Genomic DNA, 26,121 nt, shown 5'->3' on the forward strand with positions numbered 1-26,121 from the left:
TCCCGCCCTCAAGAACCCGCAGCCATTTCCCTCCCGAAACTCACACCCCGCAGCCTTCGGCCGCGGGCGGAAAGCGAGCGATGACCACGGTTCGACTTGGCATCAATCCGATCACCTGGACCAACGACGACGTGCCGGAACTGGGCGGCGACACGCCGCTCGAGACTTGCCTCGGCGAAACCGCGGAAGCGGGCTATGCGGGCACCGAGCTCGGCGGCAAGTTCCCGCGCGAGAGCCGCACGCTCGGCCCCATCCTCGACCATTACGGGCTGGCACTGGTCTCCGGCTGGTATGACGGCCGCATCTGCGAGCGGGAGGTGGAGGAGGAGCTCGAGGCGATCCGCCCGCACCTGACGCTGCTCAAGGAGCTCGGCGCGAAGCATGTCGTCTATGCCGACACCTCGCGCGGACGCCATGGCGCGATCCACGACCCGATCTCGAAGCGGCCGAAGCTTTCCATGGAGGAATGGCAGCCCTACGGCGCCAAGATCACGCGGCTGGCGGAGCGATTTTCCGATTTCGGCGTCGGCATGGCCTTCCACCACCATATGGGCACGATCGTCGAGACCGACGCCGAGATCGACATATTGATGAACGTCACCGGCAAGGCGGTCGGGCTGCTCTACGACACCGGCCATTGCGCCTTCTCCGGCGGCGATCCGGAGCAATTGCTGCGCCGGCATGTGAACCGCGTCGTCCATGTGCATTGCAAGGATGTGCGCCCCGCAGTGCTCGAGAAGGCGCGCGACGCCGACATGAGCTTCATGGGCGCGGTGATGGAAGGCATCTTCACCGTGCCCGGCGACGGCGCGATCGACTATCCGACGCTGCTGAAAATCCTGGCCGACAAAGGCTATTCCGGCTGGCTGGTGGTGGAGGCCGAGCAGGACCCGGCCAAGGCGCATCCGCTGACCTATGCTACAATGGGCTACCGCAACCTGCGCGACCTCGCCCGCAAGGCCGGGTTCACGGTCGACGAGCGGAAGGGCTTGGGAACAAGCGGGGAGCGGCGGGGAGGGCGATGAGCTCGGTCCTGTTCAAAAGCGTGGTCAAGAATTTCGGCGCGCTCAACGTGCTGCGATCGCTCGACCTCGCCGTGCCGGACCACAAATTCCTCGCCCTGCTCGGCCCGTCGGGCTGCGGCAAGACGACGGCGCTGCGCCTCCTGGCCGGGCTCGACATGCCGACCGCCGGCAAGGTCTTCATCGGCGAGCGCGACGTCACCCGGCTGCAGCCGCGCGACCGCGATATCGCCATGGTCTTCCAGAGCTACGCGCTCTACCCGCAGATGACGGTCGCCGAGAACATCGGCTATCCGCTGTGGATCCGCGGCACGCCCGAAGCCGGGCGAAAGGCCAAGATCGGCGAGGTCGCCGCCATCCTCGAAATCGGCCATCTGCTCGACCGCCGGCCACGGCAGCTCTCCGGCGGGCAGCGCCAGCGCGTGGCGCTGGCACGCGCCATCGTGCGCGACCCGGCGGCCTTCCTCATGGACGAGCCGCTCTCCAATCTCGACGCGCGGCTGCGGCTCACCATGCGCGGCGAGATCAAGCGGCTCTGCCAACGCCTCAGCGCCACCACCATCTACGTAACCCACGACCAGGTCGAGGCCCTGACGATGGCCGACCTCGTCGCCGTCATGCATGGCGGCGAGCTGCAGCAGATGGCGCCGCCCATCGACATCTACGACCGCCCGGCAAACCGCTTCGTCGCCACCTTCGTCGGCAACCCGCCGATGAATATCCTGCCGGCTGCGCTTGGCGAGCAAGGCGTGATCGCCGGCGGCAAGGTCGTTCCACTGGAGCGAACGCGGCTCACCGCATGCCGCCTGGCGGAGATCGTCGAGATCGGGCTCAGACCGGAAGATTGCAGCGTCGCCCAACCGGGCGAGCCGGGCGCGCTGCCCGGCGAGATCTACGTCGTCGAGCCGATGGGCAACGAGACGCTGGTCAATGTCCGCCTCGAAGGCGGCAACGTCTCGGTACGGGCCGGCCGCGACTTCAGGGGCGCGGTCGGCGAAAGCATCGGCGTCGCCTTCGACCCGGCGAACGCCTGTTTCTTCAATGTGGCCGGCCTCACCGCCGTCCACAGGGTCAACAGCAATGGGAGAGAGAAATGATGCATTCCAGCAGACTTACTCGCCGCTCCGTCATCAAGGGAGGGCTCGGGCTGGCTTTAGCCACCACGGCCCTCACCACGCTCGGCTTGCCGATGCCGGCTAGGGCAGCAGGCAAGAAGGTCATCATCGGCGCCTTCGCCGATGGCGGGCTGACGCCGTTCAAGCAGAAGATCATCCCGCTCGCCAAGGAGCAGGGCTTCGACATCGAGTTCCTCGAGGATGAATATGGCGTGACGCTGGAGAAGTGGTTCGCCGACGCCCAGAGCGGCGCCGGACAATACGACCTCTATCTGCTCGATGATCCATGGGTGCCGCAGTTCGGCGCCGCCAACGTGCTCGAGGATCTCGGCGCCGGCGGCATCGACGGCGCCGACAAGGACTGGATCGGCTCGATGATCGACATGGGCTACTGGCCGCCGCAGAAGGGGCCGCGCGTCAAGGGCTTCGAGAATACCAAGCCGACGCTGATCTGCGTGCCCTTCGTCGGCGACCTGCAGACGCTGACCTACCGCAACGACGTCTTCACCGACGGCGCGCCCAAGACCTGGGACGAGGTGATCGCCAAGGGCAAGGAAGGCGTCGCCGCCGGCAAGATCAAGTATCCGGTCGTATTCCGCGGCGTTACGGGCAATCCGATCGTCACCAGCTGGTATCCGATCTTCCTGTCGTTCGGCGGCTCCTTCTTCGACGACAAGTGGAACCCGATCTTCAATTCGGCGGAAGGCAAGGCATCGGCCGATTTCTTCGTCGGCACGATGAAGCAGAACGCGCCGAGCGGCGTGGTCGAGTTCGACTCCGACCAGGAGGGCGCGGCGATCCTCGGCGGCGACGCCGGCGCCATCATCCAGTATTCCGGCAACGCCTTGAAGGCCGACGATCCCGCCCAGACCAAGGTGGCGGGCAAGCTCGATTTCGGCGTCGTGCCGAAGCAGCAGTCGGCGATCGGCCAGATGGGCATCTTCATCGCAGGCGTGCCGAAATCGGCGCCCAACAAGGCGAACTCGATCGAGTTCCTGAAGTGGTACGTCAGCGCCGAAACCCAGGCCAAGCTATCGGAAGCGGGCTCGATCCCCGTCAAGCGCAGCGCCTTCGGCATCGCCAAGCCCGGCAACCGGCTCATCCCGGTCGCCCTCAAGCAGCTCGACGCCGGCTCGCTGCCGAGGCCGCGCACGCCGGACTGGGCGAAGGTGGAGGAACTGCTCGGCATCGAGCTCAACAAGGCGCTGCAGGCCGGCTCCGGCGGCGGCGCCGCGCTCGACACGGCCGCCAAGCAGGTCAAGGACTATCTGACCACGGCCGGTTACTACTGATGCGAAGCGTAACGCAGGCTCGCAAATATCGCCTGCAGGGGGCGGGGCTCGACCTCGCCCTCCCCTATCTCATGCTGGCGCCCGGCCTAATGATCGTGCTCGGCGTGCTCGTCTATCCGCTCTGGGATGGGCTGCGCGCCAGCACAAGAGCCTATCGTTATGGCTCGCCGGTCGGCGATGTCGGATTCCAGAACTATGTGCATCTGTGGAGCGACGGACAATTCCTGAATTCGCTCTGGGTCACGGTGAAGTTCGTCGCGCTGTCGGTATCCTTCGAGGCCGTGCTCGGCTTTGCGCTGGCGCTGTTCTGCCTGCGGGAGTTTCAGGGCATCCGCCTGCTCAGGACAGTGCTCATCATCCCGATGGTGATCACGCCGGTCGTGGTCGCCATCGTCTTCCGCCTGATCTACGCCAGCGATGCCGGCATGCTGACGGCGCTCTCGGAAGCGATCGGCGGCGGCGAGGCGCAGATCCTCGGCAACCCGCTCAACGCCTTCATCGGGCTTGTCGTGCTCGACGTCTGGGAATGGACGCCGCTGATGTTCCTGATCCTGCTCGCCGGGCTGCAGTCGCTACCGCACGAGCCGTTCGAGGCCGCGCGCGTCGACGGCGCCGGCGCCTGGCGGGTCTTTGCCGATCTCACCTTTCCGATGATGCGGCCGGTGCTGGCGGTGGCGATCGTGCTCAGAACCATCGATGCCTTCGGCACGTTCGACCAGGTCTTCGTGCTGACCCGTGGCGGGCCGGGCGAGGCGACCAGACTAGTTTCGATCTACGGTTACGACACCGCGTTCAAGTTCCAACAGACCGGCTATGCGGCTGCGCTGTTCGTGACCATCGGCCTCGTGGTGCTCGCGCTCGCCTTCAGCGCCATCAGGCTTCTGCGCAGGGTGGATGCGTCATGAGCACCCGTCTGGCGCGCATCCTGACGACGATCTTCGTGCTGGCCGTGGTGCTTTTGCCGATCTACTGGCTGGTCTCCACCTCGCTCAAGTCCAACCGCGAGATCACGCAGGAAGGCACGCTCTACCCGCACGTGCCGACGCTCGACAACTACGTCCGGCTGTTCACCGAAAAGCAGTTCGGCTCCTACCTGACCAACTCGCTGGTGGTGACCTTCTTCTCCGTCGCCATCGCGCTGGTCGTCGGCGCGATGGGCGCCTATGCGATCGTCAGGTTCCGCCTGCCTTTCGCCACGGAGCGCAAGATCGGCCTGTTCCTTCTGACGCTGCGCATCATCCCGCCGGTCGTCATCCTGATCCCGGTCTATCTGCTGATGCTGAGCCTCGGCCTGCTCGACAGCTGGCTCGGCCTGATTGCCACCTACACCGCCTTCAACGTCACCTTCTGCGTGTGGATGATGGAGAGCTTCTTCCGCGAGATCCCCGTCGATCTCGAGGAAGCCGCGATGGTGGACGGCGATTCGCGCTTCGGCGCCTTCCGCCGCATCACCCTGCCGCTGGCCGCCCCGGGGCTCGCGGCGACCGCCATTTTCGCGGTGCTGGTCACCTTCAACGAATTCCTCTTCGCGCTGGCACTGACGGCGACGCCGCGCGCCATGACCATGCCACGCGGCACCGCGACGCTGATCGGCCGCATCGACACCGACTGGGCCTCGATGTCGGCGGCCGGCGTCATCGGCGCGCTGCCGATCGTTTTCTTCGCGCTCCTGGTGCAGCGCCATCTGGTGCGCGGGCTCACCATGGGCGCAGTCAAATGACTGCCGCCGGCGAAAACATGAACGTGCCACGACAGGCGCGACCTGACAGGAAAGTCGAACGCATGATGGATGTTTGTCTGTTCGGGGTGGGACTGATCGGCCGTGTGCACGCGGGCAATCTCGCGCGTCATCCAAGGGTGCGGCTGCGCTACATCGTCGATCCCAACCGCGAGGCCGCCGCCAAGGTCGCTGCCGTTACCGGTGCCGAGATCGCCGACACCGAGGCGGTGATGAACGATCCGTCGGTGAAAATGGTGTTCATCGCTTCGGCGACGCGCACGCATGCCGAGCTTGCCATGGCCGCGGCGGCGAAAGGCAAGGCGATCTTCTGCGAGAAGCCGATCGATCTCGACCTCAAGCGCACGGACGAATGCCTGGCCGCGGTCGAGAAAGCGGGCGTGCCGTTCCAGATCGGCTTCAACCGCCGCTTCGATCCGAGCTTCCGGGCGCTGAAGGAGCGCCTTGCCGGCGGCGAGATCGGCGCCGTCGAACAGGTCATCATCACAAGCCGCGACCCCGAACCCGAAACCGAGGAAGCGCTGGCCGGGGGTGGGGGCGTCTTTCGCGAAATGACCATCCACGACTTCGACATGGCTCGGAACCTGCTCGGCGAGGAGCCGGTCGAACTCTTCGCCACCGGCTCCTCGCTGGTGGCGCCGCAATACCGGAAGCTCGGCGATTACGACACCGCGATGTTCATCCTGCGAACCGCGTCCGGCCGGCAGTGCCACATCAACAACAGCGTCAGGGCCGCCTATGGCTACGACCAGCGCATCGAGGTGCATGGCGCCGACGGCATGCTGCAGGCCGGCAACCGGATGCCGACCTCGGTAGAGATGTACAGCGACAGGGGCATATCGCGCGACAAGCCCTTCTATTTCTTCGTCGAACGCTACGCCGAGTCCTACGCATCGGAGATCGATCACTTCATCACTTGCGTCGAAACCGGCAGCAAGCCCGCCGTCACGGCCAGCGACGGCCGCAAGGCCATGATCCTTTGCGAGGCGGCCCTTGCCTCCGCCAGGTCCGGCAGGTTCGAGCCTGTGAAGCCCTGAGCGGATGGTCTCAAGTCAAACGGGAGTCCCGAGATGAAGATTGGCATGATCACCGACAGCCTGGGCAATCTTTCCTTTGACGAGATGCTTCGCGCCTCGGCCGAACTCGGACTGGAGACCCTGGAGTTCGCCTGCGGCAACTGGTCGTCCGCGCCGCATATCGATCTGCAGGCGATGCTGGACAGCAGTTCCACGCGCGCGGAATTCGCAGCCAAGGTCAGGGATCACGGGCTGACGATCGCGGCGCTCAACTGCTCGGGCAATCCGCTGCATCCGGGGCCGCAGGGCAGGAAGCACCATCAGGTGACCGAGGATACGATCCGGCTGGCGAGCCTGATGGGCATCGATCGCGTGGTGATGATGTCCGGCTTGCCCGGCGGTCCTGGCGATGCCAACCCCAACTGGATCATCACCGACTGGCCGCCCGAATGCGCCGACATCCTGCGCTACCAGTGGGACGATTGCATCATTCCCTACTGGCGCGATCTGGTGAAGTTCGCGAACAATCTTGGCATCGGAAAACTCTGCCTGGAACTGCACGGCCATCAGGCCGTCTACAACGTCCAGACGCTGTTGCGGCTGCGTGACGCAGTCGGCGAGACGGTCGGCGCGAACTATGATCCGAGCCACCCGCTCTGGATGGGCGCCGATCCCATCGCTGCCGTGCGCAGGCTGGGCTCTGCGATCTACTATGTACATGCGAAGGATACTCGCATCGAACCGATACCGGCGGCCATCGACGGCGTGCTCGACGCGCGTCCGCCAGACCACTATGCCGATCGGGCCTGGAATTACATCACGCTGGGCTACGGTCACGGTGAGACCTGGTGGCGGCAGTTCTGCGTCGCGCTGAAACAGGTCGGCTACGACGACGTGCTCTCCATCGAGCACGAGGACATGATGCTGTCGCCGATGGAAGGCATGCGCAAATCCGTGGCGTTGCTGCGCAACGTCGCCATCAACCTGGCTTGATGCGGGCGGATCGGCCCGGAAGGCCGGCTCCGCCGCCGGGCCTGGTCGCGGCGCTGGGGTGCGAGCCGAAGCTGGTCGCCAAGCATCCGCCACTCGGCGATTTCCTGCGCGGCCGATGGGCCGACGCCGCTTTCATGACGGCGGCCGGCATGGCCGAGGCGACCGGCCTGCCCACCACGACGCTGATCAGGCTGCTTGCGCTGCTCGGATTCCTCAGCTTCCGCAGCTTTCGCGATGCGGTGCGCGCTCAACTTAGATCGCGGTAAGTGTTTGTTTTCCGCAATTCCGGACGGAAAACCGCTTCACACTTTTCCTGGAATTGCTTTAGGGCACGATGCCCCGACATGCCCAGGCGACATTCGCGAACGACCTCGGACCATCAGGACGTCCGGCTTCATAAGCGTCGCGAACCGCAGCCTCGACGCGCGTGCGCTCGGCCCCATCGAGCGTGGTCATGTATTTGCCGAGCGGGCCTTCGCCGGCACCGATCGGCGCCCAGTAGTCATCGAAATTCTCATAATCCATCCGGATCATCAGCTCGGTCTCGGTGACATCGGCCAAGCCCTGTTCGACGAAGGTCCGCTTCATTTCGCCGGGTTGCATCATCGGCTGGAAACAATAGCGATTGCGCATCTGGCGGCCGCCTTCGCTGAGCGCGGCAACCGTGTCGATCATCATGCGCATGCCGGGCATGCCGCCGAGATGATCCCACACCACGGCCGCGACTACGCCGCCCGGCCGCACGACGCGGCGCATCTCGGCCACCGCCTTGCCGGCCTCAGGCACGAAGTGCAGCACGAGCAGCGCCAGCGCACGGTCGAACGCATCGTCCGCGAAAGGCAGCGCGGTGGCGTCCGCTTGGCTGATGGTGATGCGCGGATCGGTGTTTCTCTCCTTGGCCGCCGCGACGAAGACGGCTGAGAAGTCGATGGCCTGGATCTCGGCGAGAGCGGCGGATTTCGCCAGCTCGAAGGTCAGGCTGCCGGTGCCGCAGCCGACATCGAGGATTTTTTCGCCGCCGCCCACGCCGGCGAAGTCTACGAACTTGGGCGCGAGCCTGCGGCTCCAGCGTCCCATGAGCTGCTCATAGCCGGACGCTGCATGAACGGTGAAACTTGAGGTCATCGGAGGCGCTCCCCACTTTATGAGCCCAAGCTAAACCTCGACGGCGTTGCTGCCAAGGCGCGAAGCAATCGTTACGGCAAGGATAGCGGCGCAGGTGGGGGCGCTTATGTGGGCGACTTCACGATCGCCACCTATTCGCTATCGCGGATCCTCCGGTTTTTTATGGGGTTCGCACGAACGCACTTCATCGCGCCGACGCGCCGAAAGCGTATCGAATATCCCCCTCGCCTCGGCGACAAGCGTGCGCATTAGCTGTCCCGCCGGAAGCTCCCTGTTCAAGGCGGCCGCCTGCCCGTAGAGATGAAAGGCGAAATCTCCTTTCGTGTCGGCGTTGCCGAGCGGGGCGCTGAGCACGAACATTTGCGGGAAGTCCGGGAGACGCGTTCGGTTCTCCTCCATCTCCAGCGCGTAGCGTGTTCGTTTCGCCCGCGCAGCGCGGCCCGAGAAGGCATCGGTGACTATCGTGTCCATGTCCGTGGCGGAGCGGATCAGGGCGCGGCGCGGTCCGTCGGTGCCGGCTTCGTCGCAGGACAGGAAGCCGGTGCCGATCTGCACGCCGCTGGCGCCAAGAGCAAACGCAGCGGCGATGCCTCGGCCGTCGGCAATGCCTCCCGCGGCGATGACCGGGAGCTTGACGGCATCGACGACCTGGGGAACCAGCGCCATCGTGCCCACGCCATCGCCGGAGCTGTTGGGGGCATGCGAACCCCGGTGGCCTCCCGCCTCCCACCCCTGGGCTATGACCGCATCGGCTCCACTGTCGGCAAGCTTGCGCGCCTCAGCGACATTCGTCGCGGTGCTGAGGATTACGATTGCTGCCTGCTTCAGCCTGCCGACGGCAGCCGCATCCGGCATGCCGAAGTGAAAGCTCACGACCGGCGGCTGGATCTCGAGCACCAGATCAAGTCTGGCCTCGTCGAAACCTGGCCCCATCGGCGGAAGCCTCGCCGGCGGTTCCCCGAGCGCCAGTTCCTCGTAATAGGGCCGCAGCCTTTCGATGGCCCGCGCCAGGACGGCATCGCTGGTGCTCGCTTGCGGGCAGACGAAGAAATTGAGGTTGAACGGACGCTCGGTCGAGGCGCGCATCTGGCGCACAACGTAGCGCAGGCCGTCCGGCAGCATCGATGCGCAGCCGAGAGACCAATCCGCCGGCATTGCTCACCGCCGCGGCGAGTTCCGGCGTCGCCGAGCCGGCCATCGGAGCCTGGATGATGGGATGCTCGATCTTCAGCAGGTCGCACAGACGGCGGTTCGGCCACATGAGCGTCTTTCCTGTGTCGAGGAAGGAACATACGCCCGCTCAGCATAGGCCTGTGTCAGGCCCAGGTCACCGCAATTGTGCGGGCACGCTCGCCACGGTTGCCCCTACCAGCGGCATCAGCGCCCCCAGACGGGCATGCGGGCCATACGCGCGCGAAGTTCTTCGGCCGGCTTATTCGGGGCATCAAGCAGATCAAGAAATTTTTCATGCGCGTCGGTATCGAGAAAGAAGATGCGCTGATCGAGAATGGTTTCCTCGGCCTGCCTGCGGGCGCTGTCCAGCACGAACTCCGACAGTTTCTGCCCGCGCAAAGTCGCGGCGCGGCTAAGCATAGCCTTCGTCCCCGCCGGTGCCCGAATCTGAATCACATCATCCTTTCGCGCCGCATCCTTACGGGGTCTCATCCTGCTGCCGCTCCCTTCACGCTCGCCACGCTCTCCCTTTCCACCAGCGGGCATTCCAGCTTGGTGATGGGATAGCGCCCGCGCCCTGGCGTCGGCGGCGTCTCCAGCTGCTCGATCGCCCATTGGCCCATGGCCAGATGCGGCAGGATCGATGTCGTCAGCGGCGGGAACAGGTGGCGGGCGATCTCCTCGTCGTCATAGCCGACCACGGAAATGTCCTGCGGAATATGCAGGCCGGCTTCCTTCAGCGCCTCGTAGCAGCCGATCGCCGTGCGGTCGTTCTGGCAGAAGATCGCCGTCGGGCGGTCCTTGAGCGCGAGCAACCTGACGGTTGCCGCGTAGCCGGCGCTGGCCGACCAGTCGCCCTCGACCACCAGCTCCGGGTCGAAAGGGATGTCGGCGGTGGCCAAAGCGCGGCGATAGCCTTTCAGCCGATCCTGCGCGGCCTGCATCCACGGCTCGCCGGTGATGGTGGCGATGCGGCGGTGGCCGTGGCTGATCAGGTGCCGGGTGGAGCTCTGGCCGCCGGCGATCTCGGAGGGCACCACGGCCGGGAAGGCGTAATCGGCGGTGTAGCAGTTGAGCAGGATGACCGGGATGTCGAGGCTGTAGAGGAACTCGGGCGCGGTGATCTCGCGGGTGAAGATGGTCATGTAGATCAGCGCCGAGATGCCGCGCCGCGTCAGCGCTGAAACAGCGCGCGGCTCCATCACCGCATCGCCCATGGTCTGCGCCACCAGGAGCACGTTGCCGGCGTTCCATGATGCCTGGCGCGCGCCCTCGATGGCGACCACCGCTTCGGGGCTGGTGGCGAGCTGGTCGACTGCAAAGCCGATGACGCCGTCCAGCCCCTCGAAGGGCGTGACGGGCGGGCGGAGCGCCGAAAAGACCGGCGGCGAGTAACCCAGCAATCGCGCGGCCTCGATCACCCGGTCGCGCGTCTGCTGCGACAGCCTGATGCCCGGCGAATTGTTGAGCACGAAGGAGACCGTCGCCTGCGAGCAGCCGGCAGCCCTCGCGATGTCGGTCATGGTGACTCGACCTTTTGGCTTGGCCGATGGCTTGCGGCGCCTCGAGGCTTCCGGGGGATCGCGCAGTTCCGTCGGTTCGCTCATGGTCGTTTCCCAAACCCGGCCAGTGGTTTAGCAAAGGCCGGAGCAACGGCAAGATGGTTTTCGTCCGGCGCATTTATCGAAAACGCGCTTTGATTATAACTATTAGCACATACGGCATAGTTCGTACCAGCCGCACCGCATACCGACGAAACGACCGGGGAAGGGTCAGCAAAGCTGACGAATTGCGCGAAATTTCCCGGGATGGCGGATTCTCACCGCCGCTGCTTCCTTCCTCCCGACACTGCCGTAGGCTACGCTCTCCTCCGCCGCAGATGCGTCCATTCAGCTCGATAACTAATACTATTTACTAATAGCCGTAAGCGTCCTACTGTCAACTCGTCGTGACCGGCCAGAGCTCGGAGCGGTGGCGGCAAGACGCATCGTGCGGCGCGCATTCGAGCCGGCCGTCGCCGGAAGGGGCCGCCGCACCAATCACGAAAATGTCAGACAAATCGGACTATTTACGAACGACAAATCAGTGTCTAGAGTTCGGCTCGCGGCTGGATTGGCGCCGTTCTTAAGTTGCCAGATCTTGGGCAAGCCCCGTGAGGAGGAGGGCGTCCGGGCCGCAGCCGAGACATCAGCGATGAGTTTTCAAAAGGGAGGTTGAACCATGAATTCCATGATCCGTAACGCATCCGTCGCCGCGGCGGCCCTGTTGCTCGGCCTGTCGGCCAGCGCAACCGTGCGCGCCGACGACAAGCCGACGCTGGCCTTCGTCGTCAACGGCGCGTCAGACTTCTGGAAGGCGGCGGAAGCCGGCGTGAAGAAGGCGCAGGGCGAACTGCCCGACTACACTCTCGAGCTGAAGTATCCGGAGCAGTCGTCCGTCGCCATCCAGCAGCGCCTGATGGACGATCTGGTGACGGCAGGCGTCAAGGGCATCATGGTCTCCGCCGTCGATCCCAAAACGTCGACCGACGGGCTGAACAAGATCGCCTCCGAGACCGCGCTGTTCACCACCGACTCGGACGCCCCGCAGACCAAGCGCGTCGCCTATATCGGCTCGTCCAACGTCGATGCCGGCAAGCAGGCGGCCGAGATCGCCAAGAAAGCGATGCCCGACGGCGGCAAGTGCCTGGGCTTCGTCGGCCTGCTCGGCGCCGACAACGCCAAGGAACGCATCCAGGGCATGAAGGACGGGCTCGCCGGCAGCAAGATCGAGCTGGTGGACGTGCGCGGCGACGACATCGACCAGGCGCGCGCCAAGAAGAACGTCGAGGACGCGCTGGTCGCCAGCCCCGACATCACCTGCATGGTCGGCTTCTATTCCTACAACACGCCGCGCATCTATGAAGCGTTGCGCGACGCCGGCAAGCTGGGGTCGATCACCGTCGTCGGCTTCGACGACGATCCGATCACGCTGGGCGGCGTCAAGGAAGGCACCGTCGCCGCGACCGTGGTGCAGCAGCCGTTCGAATGGGCCTACCAGGGCATGAAGCTGATGGCTTCCTACCTCAAGGGCGACAAGTCGGGCATTCCGGAGAACGGGCTGATCATCGTGCCGACCAAGATCATCGGCAAGGACGATGTCGACGCCTATGCCGCCAACCTGAAGGCGATGGCTGGCAAGTAATCGATGCACAGTTGCGCCGGCTCAAGGTCCGCGCCTTGAGCCGGCGTCCGTATTGACGGGCCCGAGAAGGCCCGTCAGTCTGTAGCCCACCGGCTGCTGGCGAGCGTCATGAATTGTGGCGCGGTGAATCATGGCGTGATGAATTATTCCGAGACATCCTTCGCTCAATCGACGACCGCTCCGTTCCTGAGCCTCGAAGCCGTGCGCAAGACCTATCCCGGCGTCGTGGCGCTGGACGGGTTCTCCATGGAGGTCGGGCCGGGCGAGGTGATCGGCCTGGTCGGCGAAAACGGCGCCGGAAAATCGACGCTGATGAAGATTCTCGGCGGCGTGACGCGGCCGGACAGCGGCACCGTCATCGTCGACGGCGTCGCGCATGACGGACTGACCGTGGAAGCCAGCATCGGCTCCGGCATCGCCTTCGTGCACCAGGAACTCAACCTGTTCGAAAACCTCGACGTCGCCGCCAACATCTTCTTCGGCCGCGAGCCGCTGAAGGCCGGGCCGCTGAGGCTGGTCGACCGCGCGAAGCTGCGGCAGATGGCGGCGCCGCTGTTGAAGCGTGTCGGCGCCAATTTCTCGGCCGATGCGCCGGTTGCCTCGCTGTCGCTGGCGCAGCAGCAGATGGTCGAGATCGCCAAGGCGCTGTCGATCAAGGCGCGTCTGGTGATCCTCGACGAGCCGACCTCCAGCCTGCCGATCGCCGAGACCGAAAAGCTGCTCGACGTGATCAAGGGGCTGCGGGCGGAAGGCATCAGCGTCATCTTCATCTCGCACCGCCTGCACGAGGTCGAGCGCGTCGCCGACCGCGTCGTCGTGCTGCGCGACGGCATGCTTGCGGGCACGCTGCCCAAGAGCGAGATCAACCACGACCAGATGGTCAAACTGATGATCGGGCGCATGCTGAAGGAGCGCGAGAAGGCCGCCGAAGCGGGACGCGCTCCGGGCGGCGTCGCGCTCTCGGCAAATGCCGTGCGCACGAGCACTTATCCCGACCGGCCGGTCAGCTTGGACCTTCGACGCGGCGAAATCCTCGGCCTTGCCGGCCTGGTCGGCTCCGGCCGCACCGAACTTGCGAGGGTGCTGTTCGGCATCGATGAGCGGCTCGGCGGCAGTGTCAGCTTGGACGGCAAGGCGCTAAATGTTACGTCCGCCGCCGATGCGGTGGCCAACGGCATCTTCCTGGTGCCGGAAGACCGCAAGCTTACCGGCATATTGCTCGACCTGTCGATCGCGCAGAATATTTCGCTGCCCAATTTGCCGGCGCATGCGAAGCGATCGCTGGTCTCAGCCGGCGCCGAGCTCGCCACCGCCGAAAAGCAGAAGAAGAATCTCGGCATCAAGGCGCCGTCGGTCCTGACCCGCACCGGCACGCTTTCGGGCGGCAACCAGCAGAAGGTGGTTTTGGCCAAATGGCTGGCGATGAACCCCAAGGTGATGATCCTCGACGAGCCGACGCGCGGCATCGACATCGGCGCCAAGGCCGAGATCTATGGGCTGATGCGGTCGCTCGCGGACGCCGGCGTCGCGGTGCTTATGATTTCCAGCGACATGGAAGAGGTGATCGGCGTCTCGGACCGCATCGCGGTCATGCATGAGGGGCAGATCTCCGGCATTTTGGACCGGAACGATTTCAGCCAGGAGAACGTGCTTTTGCTGGCGGTGGGCAAGAAGCCCAGGCTGGCGCAAGCGGCGGGAGGAGCGCAATGAGCAAGAAAGATCTCGGCCTGCTGGTCCTGATCCTGGTGGTCGGCGCGGTGGTGACGGCCATCAACCCGCGCTTCCTTTTGCCGATCAACCTTGCCAACACCTCCAACCTGATCGGGCTGTTCGGCATCCTCTCCATCGGCCAGGCATTCGTCATCATCACCGGCGGCATCGAGCTCTCGGTCGGCTCGCTGGTGGCGCTGCTCGGCACGCTGTTCATCGACTTCATCGCCGTGCGCGAGATGGACTGGCCGCTGGCCTTCGTTCTGATCATCGTGCTCGGCGCCATCATCGGCTTCGTGCATGGCTGGCTGATCACGCGGCTCAAGATGCAGCCTTTCGTGGTAACGCTCTGCGGCCTCTTGATCTATCGCGGCGTCGCGCGCTTCTACACCGCCGACGGCACGGCGGGTTTTGCTTTCGGCCAGAATTTCCCGGACCTCGAATTCCTGACCGCGGGCCGTTCCTATGGCGTGCCGAACAGCTTCATCGCGCTGATCGTGATCGCCATCGTCATGTGGGTGGTGCTGCACCGCTCGGTGTTCGGACGCTACCTCTACGCCATCGGCAAGAACGAGGAGGCGGCGAAATATTCGGGCATCCGCACCGGGCGCATCGTGATCGCCGCCTATGTCATCTGCGGCGTGCTGACGGCGCTCTCGGCGATCTATTTCGCCATGTACACGCGCTCGATCTCGCCGGCCAGCCACGGCCAGTTCTACGAGCTTTACGCGATCGCCGCGGCCGTGCTCGGCGGCTTTTCGCTGCGCGGCGGCGAGGGCTCGCTGGTCGGCGTCATCCTGGGCACCGTGCTGCTGCAGGAGCTGCAGAACCTGGTCAACCTGCTCGGCATCCCCTCCTCGCTCAACTTTGCGGTGATGGGCGGGGTGATCCTGATCGGCGTGCTGGTCGACCAGCAATGGGGCGTCTTCCGCGCCCGGCGCCGGATGCTGGAAGCGACGCGCCGAAACGTCGCCGGCGCGCCGGCGGAGTAGTTCTGTCGTTTCGAACCCGCGGCAGGCTGCGGAGCAAGTTTCGATTTTCGCGTGCCGCGCACCTTCTTCTAACGTTGGCGCTGCCCCTCACCTGCCTGCCGGCATTCTCTCCCCGTATAGTGACGGGGAGAGGGGCGCTCTCTTCGATGATTTCGCCAATTTCGAACGTTGCAAGAAAGGCACCGAGGCTGCGGCCAGCCCGTTTCTCCCCGTCACTATACGGGGAGAAATGCCCGGCAGGGCAATGAGGGGCAGCGCCTACGTCAATAAGTCTCTGCTCGACCTCCCCACTTGCAGGCCGGCCTCATCTGAACATCAACCATCCTAGATCTGATCCGACAGATCCGAGAACGCCATCGCCTTGCGCAGCACCTCGGCGAAGCGCTCGCCGGCGATCTCCCTGGCGCCGCTGTTGTCGATGGAGGTGACGTCCGGTCCGGAAAGCGTCACGCTCGTGCTGCGCGCCAGGCGCGCCAATACCTCGCCGCGCGATTCACGGCCGCGCGCCGCCAGCCGCTCGGCGAGGATTTCCGGCGTCGCGGTGATCTCGACCACCGCAAGATTGGCGTAGCGCTCGCGCAACACCGGGATGACGGCGCGTGAGACGTTGGCCACCGCGACATGGCCGTTGGCGACCGCCCAGTCGACATCGGCCGGCAGGCCGTAGCGCAGGCCATGAGCGTCCCAGCAGATGGCGAAGGCGCCGTCGGCCTCCGCCTCGGCGAAGGCGGCGTCGGCCAGCGTGTCGTGATCCTCGCTGGCGGAATCGCTCGGCCGCGTTATGACGCGGCGCACGAATTCCAGCCGCGTCTCGCCGGCAAAGCGCGCTTTGGCGTAGCCGATCACCGTGTCCTTGCCGGCGCCGCTCGGACCGACGACCGCGACGAAGACGCCGTTGCGGATGGGAAGGGTCTCAGTCAGTTCGCGTTCGATCAACGCCGAAACCATCATGCGACACGCCTGCCCTGGCGCCACACGGTGCGCACGACCGGCACGTGATCGTCGACGCGCACGCGCACCAGATCGGCGCGGCGGCCCGGCTCGATGATGCCGCGATCGGTGAGGCCGACCGCTTCGGCCGGGTTCTTCGAGACCATGGCGACCGCTTGCGGCAGCGAGATGCCTTCGACGACGTCGCCGAGGAAGAAGGCCGACTGGATCAGGCTGAAGGGGATGTAGTCGGACGACAGGATGTCGAGCAGGCCGTCGCCGGCGAGCGCCCTGGCCGAGACATTGCCGGAATGCGAGGCGCCGCGCATGACGTTGGGCGCGCCCATCAGCACGCCGAGGCCTGCCGCCTTCGAGGCCCTTGCCGCCTCTTCGGTGGTCGGGAATTCGGCGACGCGCACGCCTTGCGCAATCGCCTCGTCGACATGGCCGGCCGTCGCGTCGTCATGGCTGGCGAGCACGATGCCGCGCTCCTGGCAGGCGGCGGAGATGAAGACGCGGTTCGGGCCGGAATTGCTGGCCGATTCCGCCATCCGCTTCTCGCAGAATTTCTGGAAGTCGCGGTCGGTCAGCTTCAGCTTGCGCTGATAGTAATAGGCATAGGTCTCGAGGTTGACGAACTGGCGCTGGCCCGGCGCATGGTCCATCAGCGAGGCGAGCTTCACCCGGTCGTCGGTCTCGAAATTGGCGAAGGCCTCGAGGCAGTCCGGCGCCGAGACCTCGCAGCGCAGATGGATGAAATGGTCGGCCCTGAGCCGATCCTGTCTGACGCTGTCCTCGATGGCGTCGGCGAGCTTGCGAACGTCGTCGGACTTCAGGTCGGCATCCTCATCCATGCCGACGCGCAAGGCATCGAGCACGGTGGTGATGCCGGCGGTCGCTACCTGCGCGTCATGGGCAAGCACGGCGGCGATCGGGTTCCAGCGCACTTTCGGACGCGGCGCGTAGTGGCCTTCGAGATGGTCGGTGTGCAGTTCGACGAGACCCGGGATGATGTAATCGCCGCCCATGTCTTCGCCGACACGGGTGGCGCCCGGCTCGATCGCGGCAATAAGGCCATCGCGCAGCAGCAGCGAGCCCTCGACGATCTCGTCGGGCAGCAGTATGCGGGCATTGTTCAAAACGGTCTCGGCGGTCATTTCAGGCAGTCCTATCTCAAGCGATCCATATCGGGCGGTCGTAGCGGGTGGTCAAATCAGGCGGTTTTTCTGGCCGGGCGGCGGCCAAGCGCATGGTGGGAGAGCACCATGAAAGGGGCACCCGGTTCGGTCTCGACGAAGAGCGTCAGCGCATCCACCGGAACCGGGTGCGGCAGCACGTCCGCGAACAGGCTGTCGATTGCTGCACGAAGACGTGGGCTTTCCTGTGGCCCGACGCGGCCGGACAGCGTCATGTGGAAGCGGAACGTCTCGAAAACGTAAGGATAGCCCCACTGGCAGAGGTTGCGGAACTCGTCCGGCTTCAACGAATCGGGGCTGCGGCGCTCGATCTCGGCTTCGGTCAGCGGCGCGCGGAAGCGGTCGAAGGCGCGCACGACCTCGCCGGCAAAGCCATTGAGCGGAGGCAACGGCGCCTCCGGCACCAGCGCGAAAAAGCCGTCGATCTGGCCGACGACGAGGCGGGGAATGACGACCGGCGACGTGACTTCGGCGAAATTGTCGAGCGCTTCGCGAAGCGACGCCTCCGTCTCGTTCGGCGCCAGCCCGAACGGCGCCTTCAGCGTCGCATGGAACCCGTAGCGCCGCGCCGAGGCGGTGTGGAACGCAACTTCCGCCGCCGACAGCTCAGCCACAGCCTCGACCGGCCGCGCCGCCGCGCCGAAAGGGTCGCGGCCGAGCCAATTGGCGGCGATGCGCGCCAGCGGCTCGTCCTGCCGTGGGGTGAAATAGATGGCGTAGCGCATGAAAGAACCTCGTCAGACCCCGCCATAGGTGATTTCCATGACGGATTGACGAAGCTTTCATGGGTTTTCGAAGGCAGACAGACCCTGGCGGTCCTTAGCCGACGATTTTCCCGAACTGGACCAATAGCTTTGCATTGCCGGCCGATTTGAATTCGCCCGTCACCCTTTCAGGCGTCGGCGCCGCCCCTCACCTGCCTGCCGGCATCCTCTCCCCGTATAGTGGCGGGGAGAGGGGCGCTCTCATCGTCGGTTTCGCCAATCACCAGCGTTGCAAGAAGGCGCTGCGGTTGCGACCAGCCCCTTCTCCCCGTCACTATACGGGGAGAAGGTCCCGGCAGGGGGATGAGGGGCGGCGCCTACTCTGAAAATTGTCGCTTCCTAACAAGGGACTATCTGTCATCTGCCGTCAAACGATGACATCCAGAACCCTCACGCCTTCATCAGCCACTCGTGTTCGGTAGCGTTGTGGAATTTCCACGTCCGTTTGGGGCCGGCCATGACGTTGAGATAATAGAGATCGTAGCCGTGGCAGGCCGCGCAAGGGTGGTAGCCCTTCGGCACCAGCACGACATCGCCGTCCTCGATCGCTATCGCCTCGTCCAGGTCGCGCACGCCGTTCCTGTCGGCGTCGGTGTAGACACGCTGGAAGGCAAAGCCCTGCGGCGGGTTGAGGCGATGGTAATAGGTCTCCTCGAGATAGGATTCCGCAGGGAGATTGTCCTGGTCGTGCTTGTGCGGCGGATAGCTCGATGTGTGGCCGCCGGGCGTGATCACCTCGACCACCAGCAGCGAATCGGCCGGCTTGCCCTCGGGCAGGATGTTGGTGACGTAGCGGGTGTTGGTGCCCTTGCCGCGCACTTCCTGGCCGAGATCGTCGGGTGAAATGACGCGGGCGGGCAGGCCGCCGCCGAGGCCCGGCGCCGAGCAGACGGCGAGCTCAAGCTCGGTGTCGGCGGTCACCGACCAGTCGGATCCTTGCGGCACATAGACCGACCAGGGCTTGCCCTCGAAGGGCGACATGCGCGCGCCGAGCAGCCCGAGATCCTTGCCGCTGGCTGAGGCCTTGCCCTTGCCGGTGACGAAAACCAGGCAGACCTCGCGATCGCCCGTCTTGCCGGCCGCCGTTTCGCCCGGCCGCAGACGGTGAAGATCGAAACCCACGTAAGTCCAGCCGGCGCTTTGCGGCGTGACGTGAGCGACATGGCCGTGGCCCTTGTCGGCCTTGACGAGCAGTTTCGACATTTTTGTCTCCTATCCATATCGGCTTCGGCCGGTTGCTGCCCCGGAGGTTTCGCCGGCTGAAAGATCGGGCGCAAACCTTCGGGATTGGCCGAAGCCTCCAAACTTCGTCATCCTAGGGCGAAGCAGGAGCGAAGCTCCGTCGCGAAGACCCTAGGATCCATTCCGTAACCTTGGCCGAAGGGTGCAGCGGAGCAGAATTCTGCACCGCGGCGGCTGTTTTGACGTCACGGCATGGATCCTCGGGTCTGCGCGCGTCGCTTCGCTCCTTGCTCCGCCCGTGGATGACGATGCGAAAAGCGTTTCAGCCAATCGCCAATGCATCCGATCCGCCATGCGCGCGCTGTCCGATCCGTGAGACTCCCATCCCATGAACCGCTTCATTCCTTCGGCTCGGCCGGAGGTTTGGTCTCCTCGGCCGGCTTGTAGAGATAGAAGAACTGCCACACCGCGTAACCGGCGAAGCCGAGCGCAATGACGCCCCAGAAGGGCGTGCCGGAGGCGAACTCGATCACCGACCAGACCAGGCAGACCGCGACGACGGCGATGCGCCGCCACAACGGCCGGAAGAAGGGGTGCTCATAGTCTTTCATCGCGCCAATCCAGGATTTGCCCAAAGCGCAACGGATAAACCGCGCGCCAGGCCAAATCCACCGTTTATGCCGGGAAGCCCTGCGTCTCCACCGTGTAGCCGGCGGCCGTCATCACCCGCATCAGCTCCTTGTGGCCGACCTCAGCCATCTTGAGCGGCGGGTTCTTCTTCGGATCCTGCTCCGCCTCGACCACGAACCAGCCTTCATAGCCATAATCGGCGAAGCGCTGCACGATGGCGCCGAAATCGAGCGAGCCGTCGCCCGGCACGGTGAAGGCGCCTAGCGCCACCGCATCGAGGAAGGACTGCTTGGTGCGGTCGAGACCGTCGATCACGCCCATGCGCACGTCCTTCACATGCACGTGGTTGATGCGCTTGTGATGGTTGTCGATGGCGCGCAGCACATCGCCGCCGGCAAAGGCGAGGTGGCCGGCGTCGAGCAAAAGCGGAATGCCCTCACCGGAATGGCGCATGAAGGCGTCGAGCTCCGGCTCGGTCTCGACCACCGCCGCCATGTGATGGTGGTAGGAGAGCGGCATGCCCTGTTCAGCGCACCATTCGCCGAATTCGGTGACGCGCCGGCCATAGGCCTTCATCTCGTCGCCGGTGAGTTTCGGCTTGGTGGCCAAAGGTTTCGAACGGTCGCCCTGGATGGAGCGGCCGACCTCGCCATAGACGATGCAGGGCGCGTTGACCGCCTTGAACAGGTCGATCATCGGCTGGATGCGATCCTTGTTCCTGGCCAGGTCCTCATTGACCAGCGTGCCGGAGAACCAGCCGCCGCAGAGCGTGACGTCGGCCTCCTTCAGGATCGGCAGCATCACCTTGGGATCGTTGGGGAAGCGACGGCCCATCTCCATGCCGGTGAAGCCGGCCGAGCGCGACTGGCGCAGACATTCCTCCAGCGACACGTCATCGCTCAATTCCACGAGATCGTCGTTCCACCACGCGATGGGGGACATGCCCAGTTTGGCTTTCAAGTCGTCACTCCAGGTTCAAGTTCGTGCCTACCCTCACCCTTGTGGGGAGGGTCGCTGCGCAGCAGCGGGTGGGGGTCGGCGCCGCACCCCCACCCGGACCTTCGGTCCGACCTCCCCACAAGGGGGAGGTAGGGGGTAGGCGGCGCCAGTTTCAGTCACCGATGCTTTGCATCTGCTTTTTGTCCTCATAGGCCTTGCGCGCGGCATTCACCTGCGGTCGCGACGAGACTTCCGGCACCGCGACATCCCACCAATGGCCGCCGGCCTCGGTCGAGACCAGCGGATCGGTATCGATGACGAGCACGGTGGTCTTGTCGTTGCCCTTCGCCTTGGCCAGCGCCGTCTCCAGCTCGGCGATCGACGCCACCTTTTCGGCGACGGCGCCGAGACTTGCGGCATGGGCGGCGAAGTCGACGTCGGGCATCACCTCGTGGCGCGCGTCCTTCAAGAGATTGTTGAAGTTGGCGCCGCCGGTCGCCATCTGCAGCCGGTTGATGCAGCCATAGCCGCGGTTGTCGAGGAGCACGATGGTGAGTTTAAGCCCCAGCATCACTGAAGTGGCGATCTCGGAATTCAGCATCAAATAGGAGCCGTCGCCGACCATGACGACGACCTCCTGGTCGGGCTTGGCCATCTTGACGCCGAGACCGCCGGCGATCTCGTAGCCCATGGTCGAGAAGCCGTATTCGGCATGGTAGGAGCCGGGCGCACCCGCCTGCCAGAGCTTGTGCAGTTCGCCCGGCAGGCCGCCTGCCGCATGCAGCAAGGTGACGCCCGAGCCCATCGCGCGCTGCACGGCGCCGATCACCTGCGCGTCGGAGGGATAGGCGGCATTGGTCGAGGCCGTCACCTTGGCGGCGGCGGCCTGCCACTCCTTCTTGCCCTTCAGCGCGTTGTCGGTCCAGGCGCTAGGTGCCTTCCACCCCTTCAGCGCGGCGGAAAGTTCCGCCAAGCCTTCAGAGGCGTCGGCGACCAGCGGCAGCGCCCAGTGCTTGCCTGCGTCGAAACCTTGCGTATTCAGCCCGATGATGGTGCGGCCGGCATTCTTGAACAGCGCCCAGGAGCCGGTGGTGAAATCCTGCAGCCTGGTGCCGACGGCAAGTACGACGTCAGCCTCTTCGGCCAGCCGGTTGGCGGCCGACGTGCCGGTGACCCCGACCGCCGCCATGTTGAGCGGATGGTCGTCCGGCAGCGAGGATTTGCCGCCTTGCGTCTCGCAGACCGGAATGCCCGCGCCCTGCACCAGCTTGGCCAGCTCTCCGGAAGCCTGCGAATAAAGGACGCCGCCGCCGGCGATCACCAGCGGCTTCCTGGCGTCCTTCAGCGCCGCGACGGCGGCCGCCAACTCGTGGCGGTCGGGGCGAACCCTGCGCGGCGTCCAGACGCGCTCGGCAAACAGGCTTTCGGGATAGTCATAGGCCTCGGCCTGCACGTCCTGGCAGAGCGACAGCGTGACCGGGCCGCATTCGGCCGGATCGGTCAGCACCTGCATGGCGCGGTTCAGCGCCGGGATGATCTGCTCGGGCCGCGTGATGCGGTCGAAATAGCGCGACACGGGACGGAAGCAGTCGTTGACGCTCGCCGTGCCGTCGGAGAAATCCTCGGCCTGCTGCAGCACCGGGTCCGGCAGGCGGTTGGCGAAGACATCGCCTGGTAAAAACAGGACGGGCAACCGGTTTACGTGCGCGAGCGCGGCTGCGGTCACCATGTTGAGCGCGCCGGGGCCGATCGAGGTGGTCGCGGCCATGAAGCGGCGGCGGAAATTGGCCTTGCCATAGGCGATCGCGGCATGCGCCATCGCCTGCTCGTTATGGGCGCGGAAGGTCGGCAGCTCGTCGCGCACCTGGTAGAGCGCCTCGCCGATGCCGGCGACATTGCCGTGGCCGAAGATCGCCCAGACGCCGCCGAAGATCGGCTTTTTTTTGCCGTCGATCTCGGTCATTTGCCGGCTGAGAAAGCGGGTCAGCGCCTGCGCCATCGTCAGGCGAACGGTCTTGCTCATTGTCGGTTCCTCCGGCTTTCCTTGTGCCGCCTTGTTATGCTGCCCGTCTTCTTATGCTGCTTTGCGGCCGCGCGCGGCAAGCCATGCCTCGGTCAGCTGCTCGAAGCGCGAGGCCATGTCGGCGATAGCTTCGTCGTCCGACATCCTGCCGGCAAGCCATTGTTCGGCGGCGTTGATGAAGATGGTACGACCGACGGCGAATCCCTTGACGATGGGCGCATTGCTCGTTGCGGCAAATGCTGCGACCAGCTCGTCCTGCGGCGCCTCCAGGCCGAGCAGCACGACGCCGCGGCACCACGGATCGTTCTTGACGATCACCTGTTCGATCTTCGCCCAGGCGTTCGCCGAAGCCTGCGGCTCGAGCTTCCACCAATCGGGCTTGATGCCAAGCGCATAGAGTTCCTCGAGCGCGCGCGGAATGCTGGTGTCGTCGAGCTTGCCGTGCTTGCCGGCGATGATCTCGACGAGAAGCTCCCTGCCGACTTTCCGCGCCGCCTCGAACAGGACCCGCAGCTTCTGCTGCTGCTCGGTCTTCAGCGCCTCGGGGTCGTCCGGGTGATAGAAGCACAGGCATTTGATGCAATGGTCGACCGGCCAGTCGGTGAGCTGCGAGCCGATGTCCTGCGAGAATTCGAAGCGCAGCGGCCGCGATCCGGGCAGCTCGACCGGGCGGCCGAGCCAGGCAAAGGGATGGCGGGCGAATTCGAACATGGCGTCGCGGCCATATTTCTCGTCGATCAGCATGCCGTAGCCGTCGCGGCCGGCGGCGACCCTGGCCGCCGCCTGGACGGTGAGCACCTTGAAGTCCGGAATACGCGAAGTGTCGGCGCCGACCCTGGCGGCGACGTCCTCCAGCTGGACACGATGGTCGCAGGCGAGCGCCATCAGCGAGGGGATGTCGCGCCGGCGCGTGGTTGCCCAATGGATATGGTTGATCGCTTCGTCCTTGCGCAGCGCCAGATGCTTGCTACCGTGCTTCAGGAAGAACTGCAGCTCCTCGAAGGTCGGGTATTCCGGCGCGCAGAGCAGGCGCGACACGGCGAAGGCGCCGCAGGCATTGGCCCAGGTCGCCGCCGTGGCAAAACTTTCGCCGCCGAGCCAGCCGCGCAGGAAGCCGGACATGAAGGCGTCGCCGGCGCCGAGCACATTGTAGATCTCGATCGGAAAGCCCTTGCCGACGATGCCGTCCTCGAGATCGTCGCTGATCGGCCCGTCATAGACGATGCAGCCCTTGGCGCCGCGCTTGAGCACGATGGTGGCCGGAGACAGCGAGCGGATCGTCTTCAGCGCGCTCAGGCAATCGTCGGCGCCGGAGGCGATCATGATCTCCTCCTCGGTGCCGACGATGAGGTCGCAGTCCGGCAGCACCGTCTTCAGCCGCGCCGAGACGCGGTCGGATTTGACGTAGCGCTCGAAACCTTCGGCATGGCCGGCAAGTCCCCAAAGGTTCGGGCGGTAGTCGATGTCGAAGACCACCTTGCCGCCCTTGGCCTTCATGAGGCGGATCGCCTTGCGCTGCGCGGCATCGGAATTGGGGCGCGAGAAATGCGTGCCGGTGACCACGACCGAGCGGGCCGAAGCGATGAAGGCTTCGTCGATGTCCTCTTCAGCCAGCGCCATGTCGGCGCAGTCGGCGCGGTAGAAGATCATCGGCGAGACGCCTTCGTCCTCGACCGAAAGCAGCACCAGCGCCGTCAGCCGTTCCTTGTCGGTCTTCAAGCCGTCGACCGAGACGCCTTCGCGCCTGAGCTGCTCGCGGATGAAGCGGCCCATCTGCTCGTCGCCGACGCGGGTGAGCAGCGCCGAGCTGAGCCCAAGCCTTGCCGTGCCGACGGAAATATTGGCCGGACAGCCGCCGACCGACTTGGCGAAGGACGTGATGTCCTCCAGCCGCGAGCCGATCTGCTGTCCATAGAGATCGACCGAGGCGCGGCCGATCGTGATGACGTCGAGCGGCGGATATTTCGCTTCCACGGCTTCGCCCATTCGAACCTCCCATCGGCCTTGTTGTGCAGAGCAGCGTCGTTTTGGGCAGCGCGCGCGAACGGCCGCGTGGTGCCGTCAATATGAAATAATAATTCCAATCTATAGTCAATATGGAATGAGCATTCCCAGACGGAAAAAGCGAACCTCGGGCCGCTCAGGCCTTGCGCTTGCGGCCGACGTCGCGACGCTTCTCGCCGACGGCGACGGTCAGCGCCATGGCGAGCGCCATCGTCGCCGAGATCGAGCGGAAGCCGCCGAAATCGGCCTCCGCCACTTCGAACCAGACCTTGGCGAACTGGGCGAGCGGCGAAAACGATGAGTCGGTGATGGCGACGATCGGCACGCCCTGCTCCGCGATCGAGCGCGTCTCCTCGATGGTCGCCGGCGCATAAGGCGAGAAGCTGATGGCGATGACGGCGTCGCGCGGCGTGGCGAAGCCGATCATCTCGGCATTCAGGCCCGCGGCCGATTCCACCAATTGATTGCGGATCTTGAGCTTGCCCAGCGCGTAGGCGATGTAGGAGGCGACCGGATAGGACCGGCGCTTGGCCAGCACATAGATGGTCTCGGCCTTCGCCAGGAGCGCGACCGCCTCTTCGAAATGCGTATCGTTCAACGCGCGCGAAATATCGCTGAGCGAGGTGCTGGCGGCGGCGACGAAGCCGTCGAAGATCGCCCGATGGCCGGCGCCTTCCTCGGCCTTGGCGCGCAGTGCCGCCAGCCTCTCGTCATAGGAGGAATTGCGTTCGCGCAGGCGCTCGCGGAACACCTGCTGCAGGCTGGTGAAGCCGTCGAAGCCGAGCTGCTGGGCGAAGCGGATCAGCGTCGAGGGCTGGACGCCGGCCGAGGCGGCGATGCTCGCCGCCGTGCCGAAGGCGATGTCGTCGGGATTGTCGAGCGCATAGGCGGCTATCTGCGCGATCCGCTTTGGCAGGCTCGCGCGCCGCTCCAGGATCGTTGCGCGCAACGTCTCGAAATCGCGCGGCACCCGTTCGTCCATCGTCGCTCCGCCCACGGCCATATTGAAAGTTCCCTCTCCTGCCTCATCATAACGAGTTCGCGCAAGAACACCATAAAAAATGATTTGGACGTTCCATTCTTGAGAGAAATGG

Annotated in this window: 24 protein-coding genes and 1 pseudogene; 11 read left to right on the top strand and 14 right to left on the bottom strand. The window is 65.1% G+C overall.

Features of this window, described 5'->3' with window-relative positions; genetic code table 11:
- The first annotated feature begins 80 nt into the window (after positions 1-80).
- The 8 genes from iolE (EJ071_RS03000) to EJ071_RS03035 all read left to right on the top strand — a co-directional run bounded on the left by iolE (EJ071_RS03000) (position 81) and on the right by EJ071_RS03035 (position 7,442).
- Positions 81-1,025 carry a myo-inosose-2 dehydratase gene (gene iolE / locus EJ071_RS03000; protein ID WP_126096756.1) on the top strand — a complete coding sequence of 315 codons (945 nt, stop codon included), beginning with the start codon at positions 81-83 and terminating at the stop codon, positions 1,023-1,025.
- Positions 1,022-2,119 (top strand): ABC transporter ATP-binding protein, encoded by a 1,098-nt coding sequence (locus EJ071_RS03005; protein ID WP_126096757.1) that lies wholly within the window; start codon positions 1,022-1,024, stop codon positions 2,117-2,119. Before iolE (EJ071_RS03000) ends, EJ071_RS03005 begins: the two co-directional genes overlap by 4 nt.
- The gene (locus EJ071_RS03010) at positions 2,116-3,429 is read left to right on the top strand and encodes an extracellular solute-binding protein (RefSeq protein WP_126096758.1); all 1,314 of its coding nucleotides are present in this window, start codon (positions 2,116-2,118) and stop codon (positions 3,427-3,429) included. The genes EJ071_RS03005 and EJ071_RS03010 overlap by 4 nt, the downstream gene beginning before the upstream one ends.
- Positions 3,429-4,334 (top strand): sugar ABC transporter permease, encoded by a 906-nt coding sequence (locus EJ071_RS03015; protein WP_126096759.1) that lies wholly within the window; start codon positions 3,429-3,431, stop codon positions 4,332-4,334. The genes EJ071_RS03010 and EJ071_RS03015 overlap by 1 nt, the downstream gene beginning before the upstream one ends.
- Positions 4,331-5,149, top strand: coding sequence for a carbohydrate ABC transporter permease (locus tag EJ071_RS03020; protein WP_126096760.1), 819 nt, complete (start codon positions 4,331-4,333; stop codon positions 5,147-5,149). Before EJ071_RS03015 ends, EJ071_RS03020 begins: the two co-directional genes overlap by 4 nt.
- A 62-nt stretch (positions 5,150-5,211) precedes the next feature.
- Positions 5,212-6,204, top strand: a complete 993-nt coding sequence (gene iolG, locus EJ071_RS03025) for an inositol 2-dehydrogenase (RefSeq protein ID WP_126096761.1) — start codon at positions 5,212-5,214, stop codon at positions 6,202-6,204.
- Positions 6,205-6,237: 33 nt separating this feature from the next.
- A complete protein-coding gene (locus tag EJ071_RS03030) occupies positions 6,238-7,176 on the top strand; it encodes a sugar phosphate isomerase/epimerase (RefSeq protein ID WP_126096762.1) in 939 nt (312 codons plus the stop codon).
- Positions 7,176-7,442, top strand: coding sequence for a hypothetical protein (locus EJ071_RS03035; protein WP_126096763.1), 267 nt, complete (start codon positions 7,176-7,178; stop codon positions 7,440-7,442). The genes EJ071_RS03030 and EJ071_RS03035 overlap by 1 nt, the downstream gene beginning before the upstream one ends.
- A gap of 58 nt (positions 7,443-7,500) precedes the next feature.
- Here the strand turns inward: EJ071_RS03035 and EJ071_RS03040 are convergent, their stop codons facing one another.
- From EJ071_RS03040 to EJ071_RS03055, 5 genes and pseudogenes are all read right to left on the bottom strand, one after another.
- Positions 7,501-8,301: a class I SAM-dependent methyltransferase gene (locus tag EJ071_RS03040; RefSeq protein ID WP_126096764.1), complete on the bottom strand. Its 801-nt coding sequence runs from the start codon at positions 8,299-8,301 to the stop codon at positions 7,501-7,503.
- Positions 8,302-8,439: 138 nt separating this feature from the next.
- Entirely contained in the window at positions 8,440-9,456 is a 1,017-nt protein-coding gene (locus EJ071_RS03045) for a nitronate monooxygenase (protein ID WP_281058893.1), read from the bottom strand.
- A gap of 35 nt (positions 9,457-9,491) precedes the next feature.
- A pseudogene (locus EJ071_RS40200) lies at positions 9,492-9,562 on the bottom strand (hypothetical protein); the annotation flags it as partial.
- A gap of 116 nt (positions 9,563-9,678) precedes the next feature.
- Positions 9,679-9,894, bottom strand: a complete 216-nt coding sequence (locus EJ071_RS03050; RefSeq protein ID WP_210211908.1) for a DUF1778 domain-containing protein — start codon at positions 9,892-9,894, stop codon at positions 9,679-9,681.
- Between the two features lie 68 nt (positions 9,895-9,962).
- The gene (locus EJ071_RS03055) at positions 9,963-11,081 is read right to left on the bottom strand and encodes a LacI family DNA-binding transcriptional regulator (RefSeq protein WP_189521403.1); all 1,119 of its coding nucleotides are present in this window, start codon (positions 11,079-11,081) and stop codon (positions 9,963-9,965) included.
- A gap of 613 nt (positions 11,082-11,694) precedes the next feature.
- On the opposite strand from EJ071_RS03055, the gene EJ071_RS03060 reads away from it, so the two are divergent.
- The 3 genes from EJ071_RS03060 to EJ071_RS03070 all read left to right on the top strand — a co-directional run bounded on the left by EJ071_RS03060 (position 11,695) and on the right by EJ071_RS03070 (position 15,359).
- Positions 11,695-12,657, top strand: coding sequence for a sugar-binding protein (locus EJ071_RS03060; protein ID WP_126096766.1), 963 nt, complete (start codon positions 11,695-11,697; stop codon positions 12,655-12,657).
- A 138-nt stretch (positions 12,658-12,795) separates the two neighbouring features.
- The gene (locus EJ071_RS03065) at positions 12,796-14,367 is read left to right on the top strand and encodes a sugar ABC transporter ATP-binding protein (protein ID WP_126102460.1); all 1,572 of its coding nucleotides are present in this window, start codon (positions 12,796-12,798) and stop codon (positions 14,365-14,367) included.
- Positions 14,364-15,359 carry an ABC transporter permease gene (locus tag EJ071_RS03070; RefSeq protein ID WP_126096767.1) on the top strand — a complete coding sequence of 332 codons (996 nt, stop codon included), beginning with the start codon at positions 14,364-14,366 and terminating at the stop codon, positions 15,357-15,359. The genes EJ071_RS03065 and EJ071_RS03070 overlap by 4 nt, the downstream gene beginning before the upstream one ends.
- Positions 15,360-15,683: 324 nt before the next feature.
- On the opposite strand, the gene phnN is transcribed toward EJ071_RS03070, so the two are convergent.
- The 9 genes from phnN to EJ071_RS03125 form a co-directional block, all read right to left on the bottom strand.
- Positions 15,684-16,310 carry a phosphonate metabolism protein/1,5-bisphosphokinase (PRPP-forming) PhnN gene (phnN, locus tag EJ071_RS03080; RefSeq protein WP_189521404.1) on the bottom strand — a complete coding sequence of 209 codons (627 nt, stop codon included), beginning with the start codon at positions 16,308-16,310 and terminating at the stop codon, positions 15,684-15,686.
- Positions 16,307-17,446, bottom strand: coding sequence for an alpha-D-ribose 1-methylphosphonate 5-triphosphate diphosphatase (locus tag EJ071_RS03085; protein WP_126096768.1), 1,140 nt, complete (start codon positions 17,444-17,446; stop codon positions 16,307-16,309). Before EJ071_RS03085 ends, phnN begins: the two co-directional genes overlap by 4 nt.
- Positions 17,447-17,502: 56 nt before the next feature.
- Positions 17,503-18,210: a DUF1045 domain-containing protein gene (locus EJ071_RS03090; RefSeq protein ID WP_126096769.1), complete on the bottom strand. Its 708-nt coding sequence runs from the start codon at positions 18,208-18,210 to the stop codon at positions 17,503-17,505.
- A gap of 429 nt (positions 18,211-18,639) precedes the next feature.
- On the bottom strand, positions 18,640-19,452 hold the full coding sequence (iolB, locus tag EJ071_RS03100) for a 5-deoxy-glucuronate isomerase (protein WP_126096770.1): 813 nt from the start codon (positions 19,450-19,452) through the stop codon (positions 18,640-18,642).
- Positions 19,453-19,829: 377 nt separating this feature from the next.
- Positions 19,830-20,042 carry a DUF3329 domain-containing protein gene (locus tag EJ071_RS03105; protein ID WP_126096771.1) on the bottom strand — a complete coding sequence of 71 codons (213 nt, stop codon included), beginning with the start codon at positions 20,040-20,042 and terminating at the stop codon, positions 19,830-19,832.
- 64 nt (positions 20,043-20,106) lie between these two features.
- The gene (iolE, locus tag EJ071_RS03110; protein ID WP_126096772.1) at positions 20,107-21,021 is read right to left on the bottom strand and encodes a myo-inosose-2 dehydratase; all 915 of its coding nucleotides are present in this window, start codon (positions 21,019-21,021) and stop codon (positions 20,107-20,109) included.
- 151 nt (positions 21,022-21,172) lie between these two features.
- Positions 21,173-23,023 (bottom strand): 3D-(3,5/4)-trihydroxycyclohexane-1,2-dione acylhydrolase (decyclizing), encoded by a 1,851-nt coding sequence (gene iolD / locus EJ071_RS03115; protein ID WP_126096773.1) that lies wholly within the window; start codon positions 23,021-23,023, stop codon positions 21,173-21,175.
- Positions 23,024-23,074: 51 nt separating this feature from the next.
- A complete protein-coding gene (iolC, locus tag EJ071_RS03120; RefSeq protein WP_126096774.1) occupies positions 23,075-25,009 on the bottom strand; it encodes a 5-dehydro-2-deoxygluconokinase in 1,935 nt (644 codons plus the stop codon).
- A gap of 154 nt (positions 25,010-25,163) precedes the next feature.
- Positions 25,164-26,009 carry a MurR/RpiR family transcriptional regulator gene (locus EJ071_RS03125; RefSeq protein WP_189521522.1) on the bottom strand — a complete coding sequence of 282 codons (846 nt, stop codon included), beginning with the start codon at positions 26,007-26,009 and terminating at the stop codon, positions 25,164-25,166.
- Positions 26,010-26,121 lie beyond the last annotated feature (112 nt).

This window comes from Mesorhizobium sp. M1B.F.Ca.ET.045.04.1.1, from assembly GCF_003952465.1.
GTDB lineage: Bacteria > Pseudomonadota > Alphaproteobacteria > Rhizobiales > Rhizobiaceae > Mesorhizobium > Mesorhizobium shonense.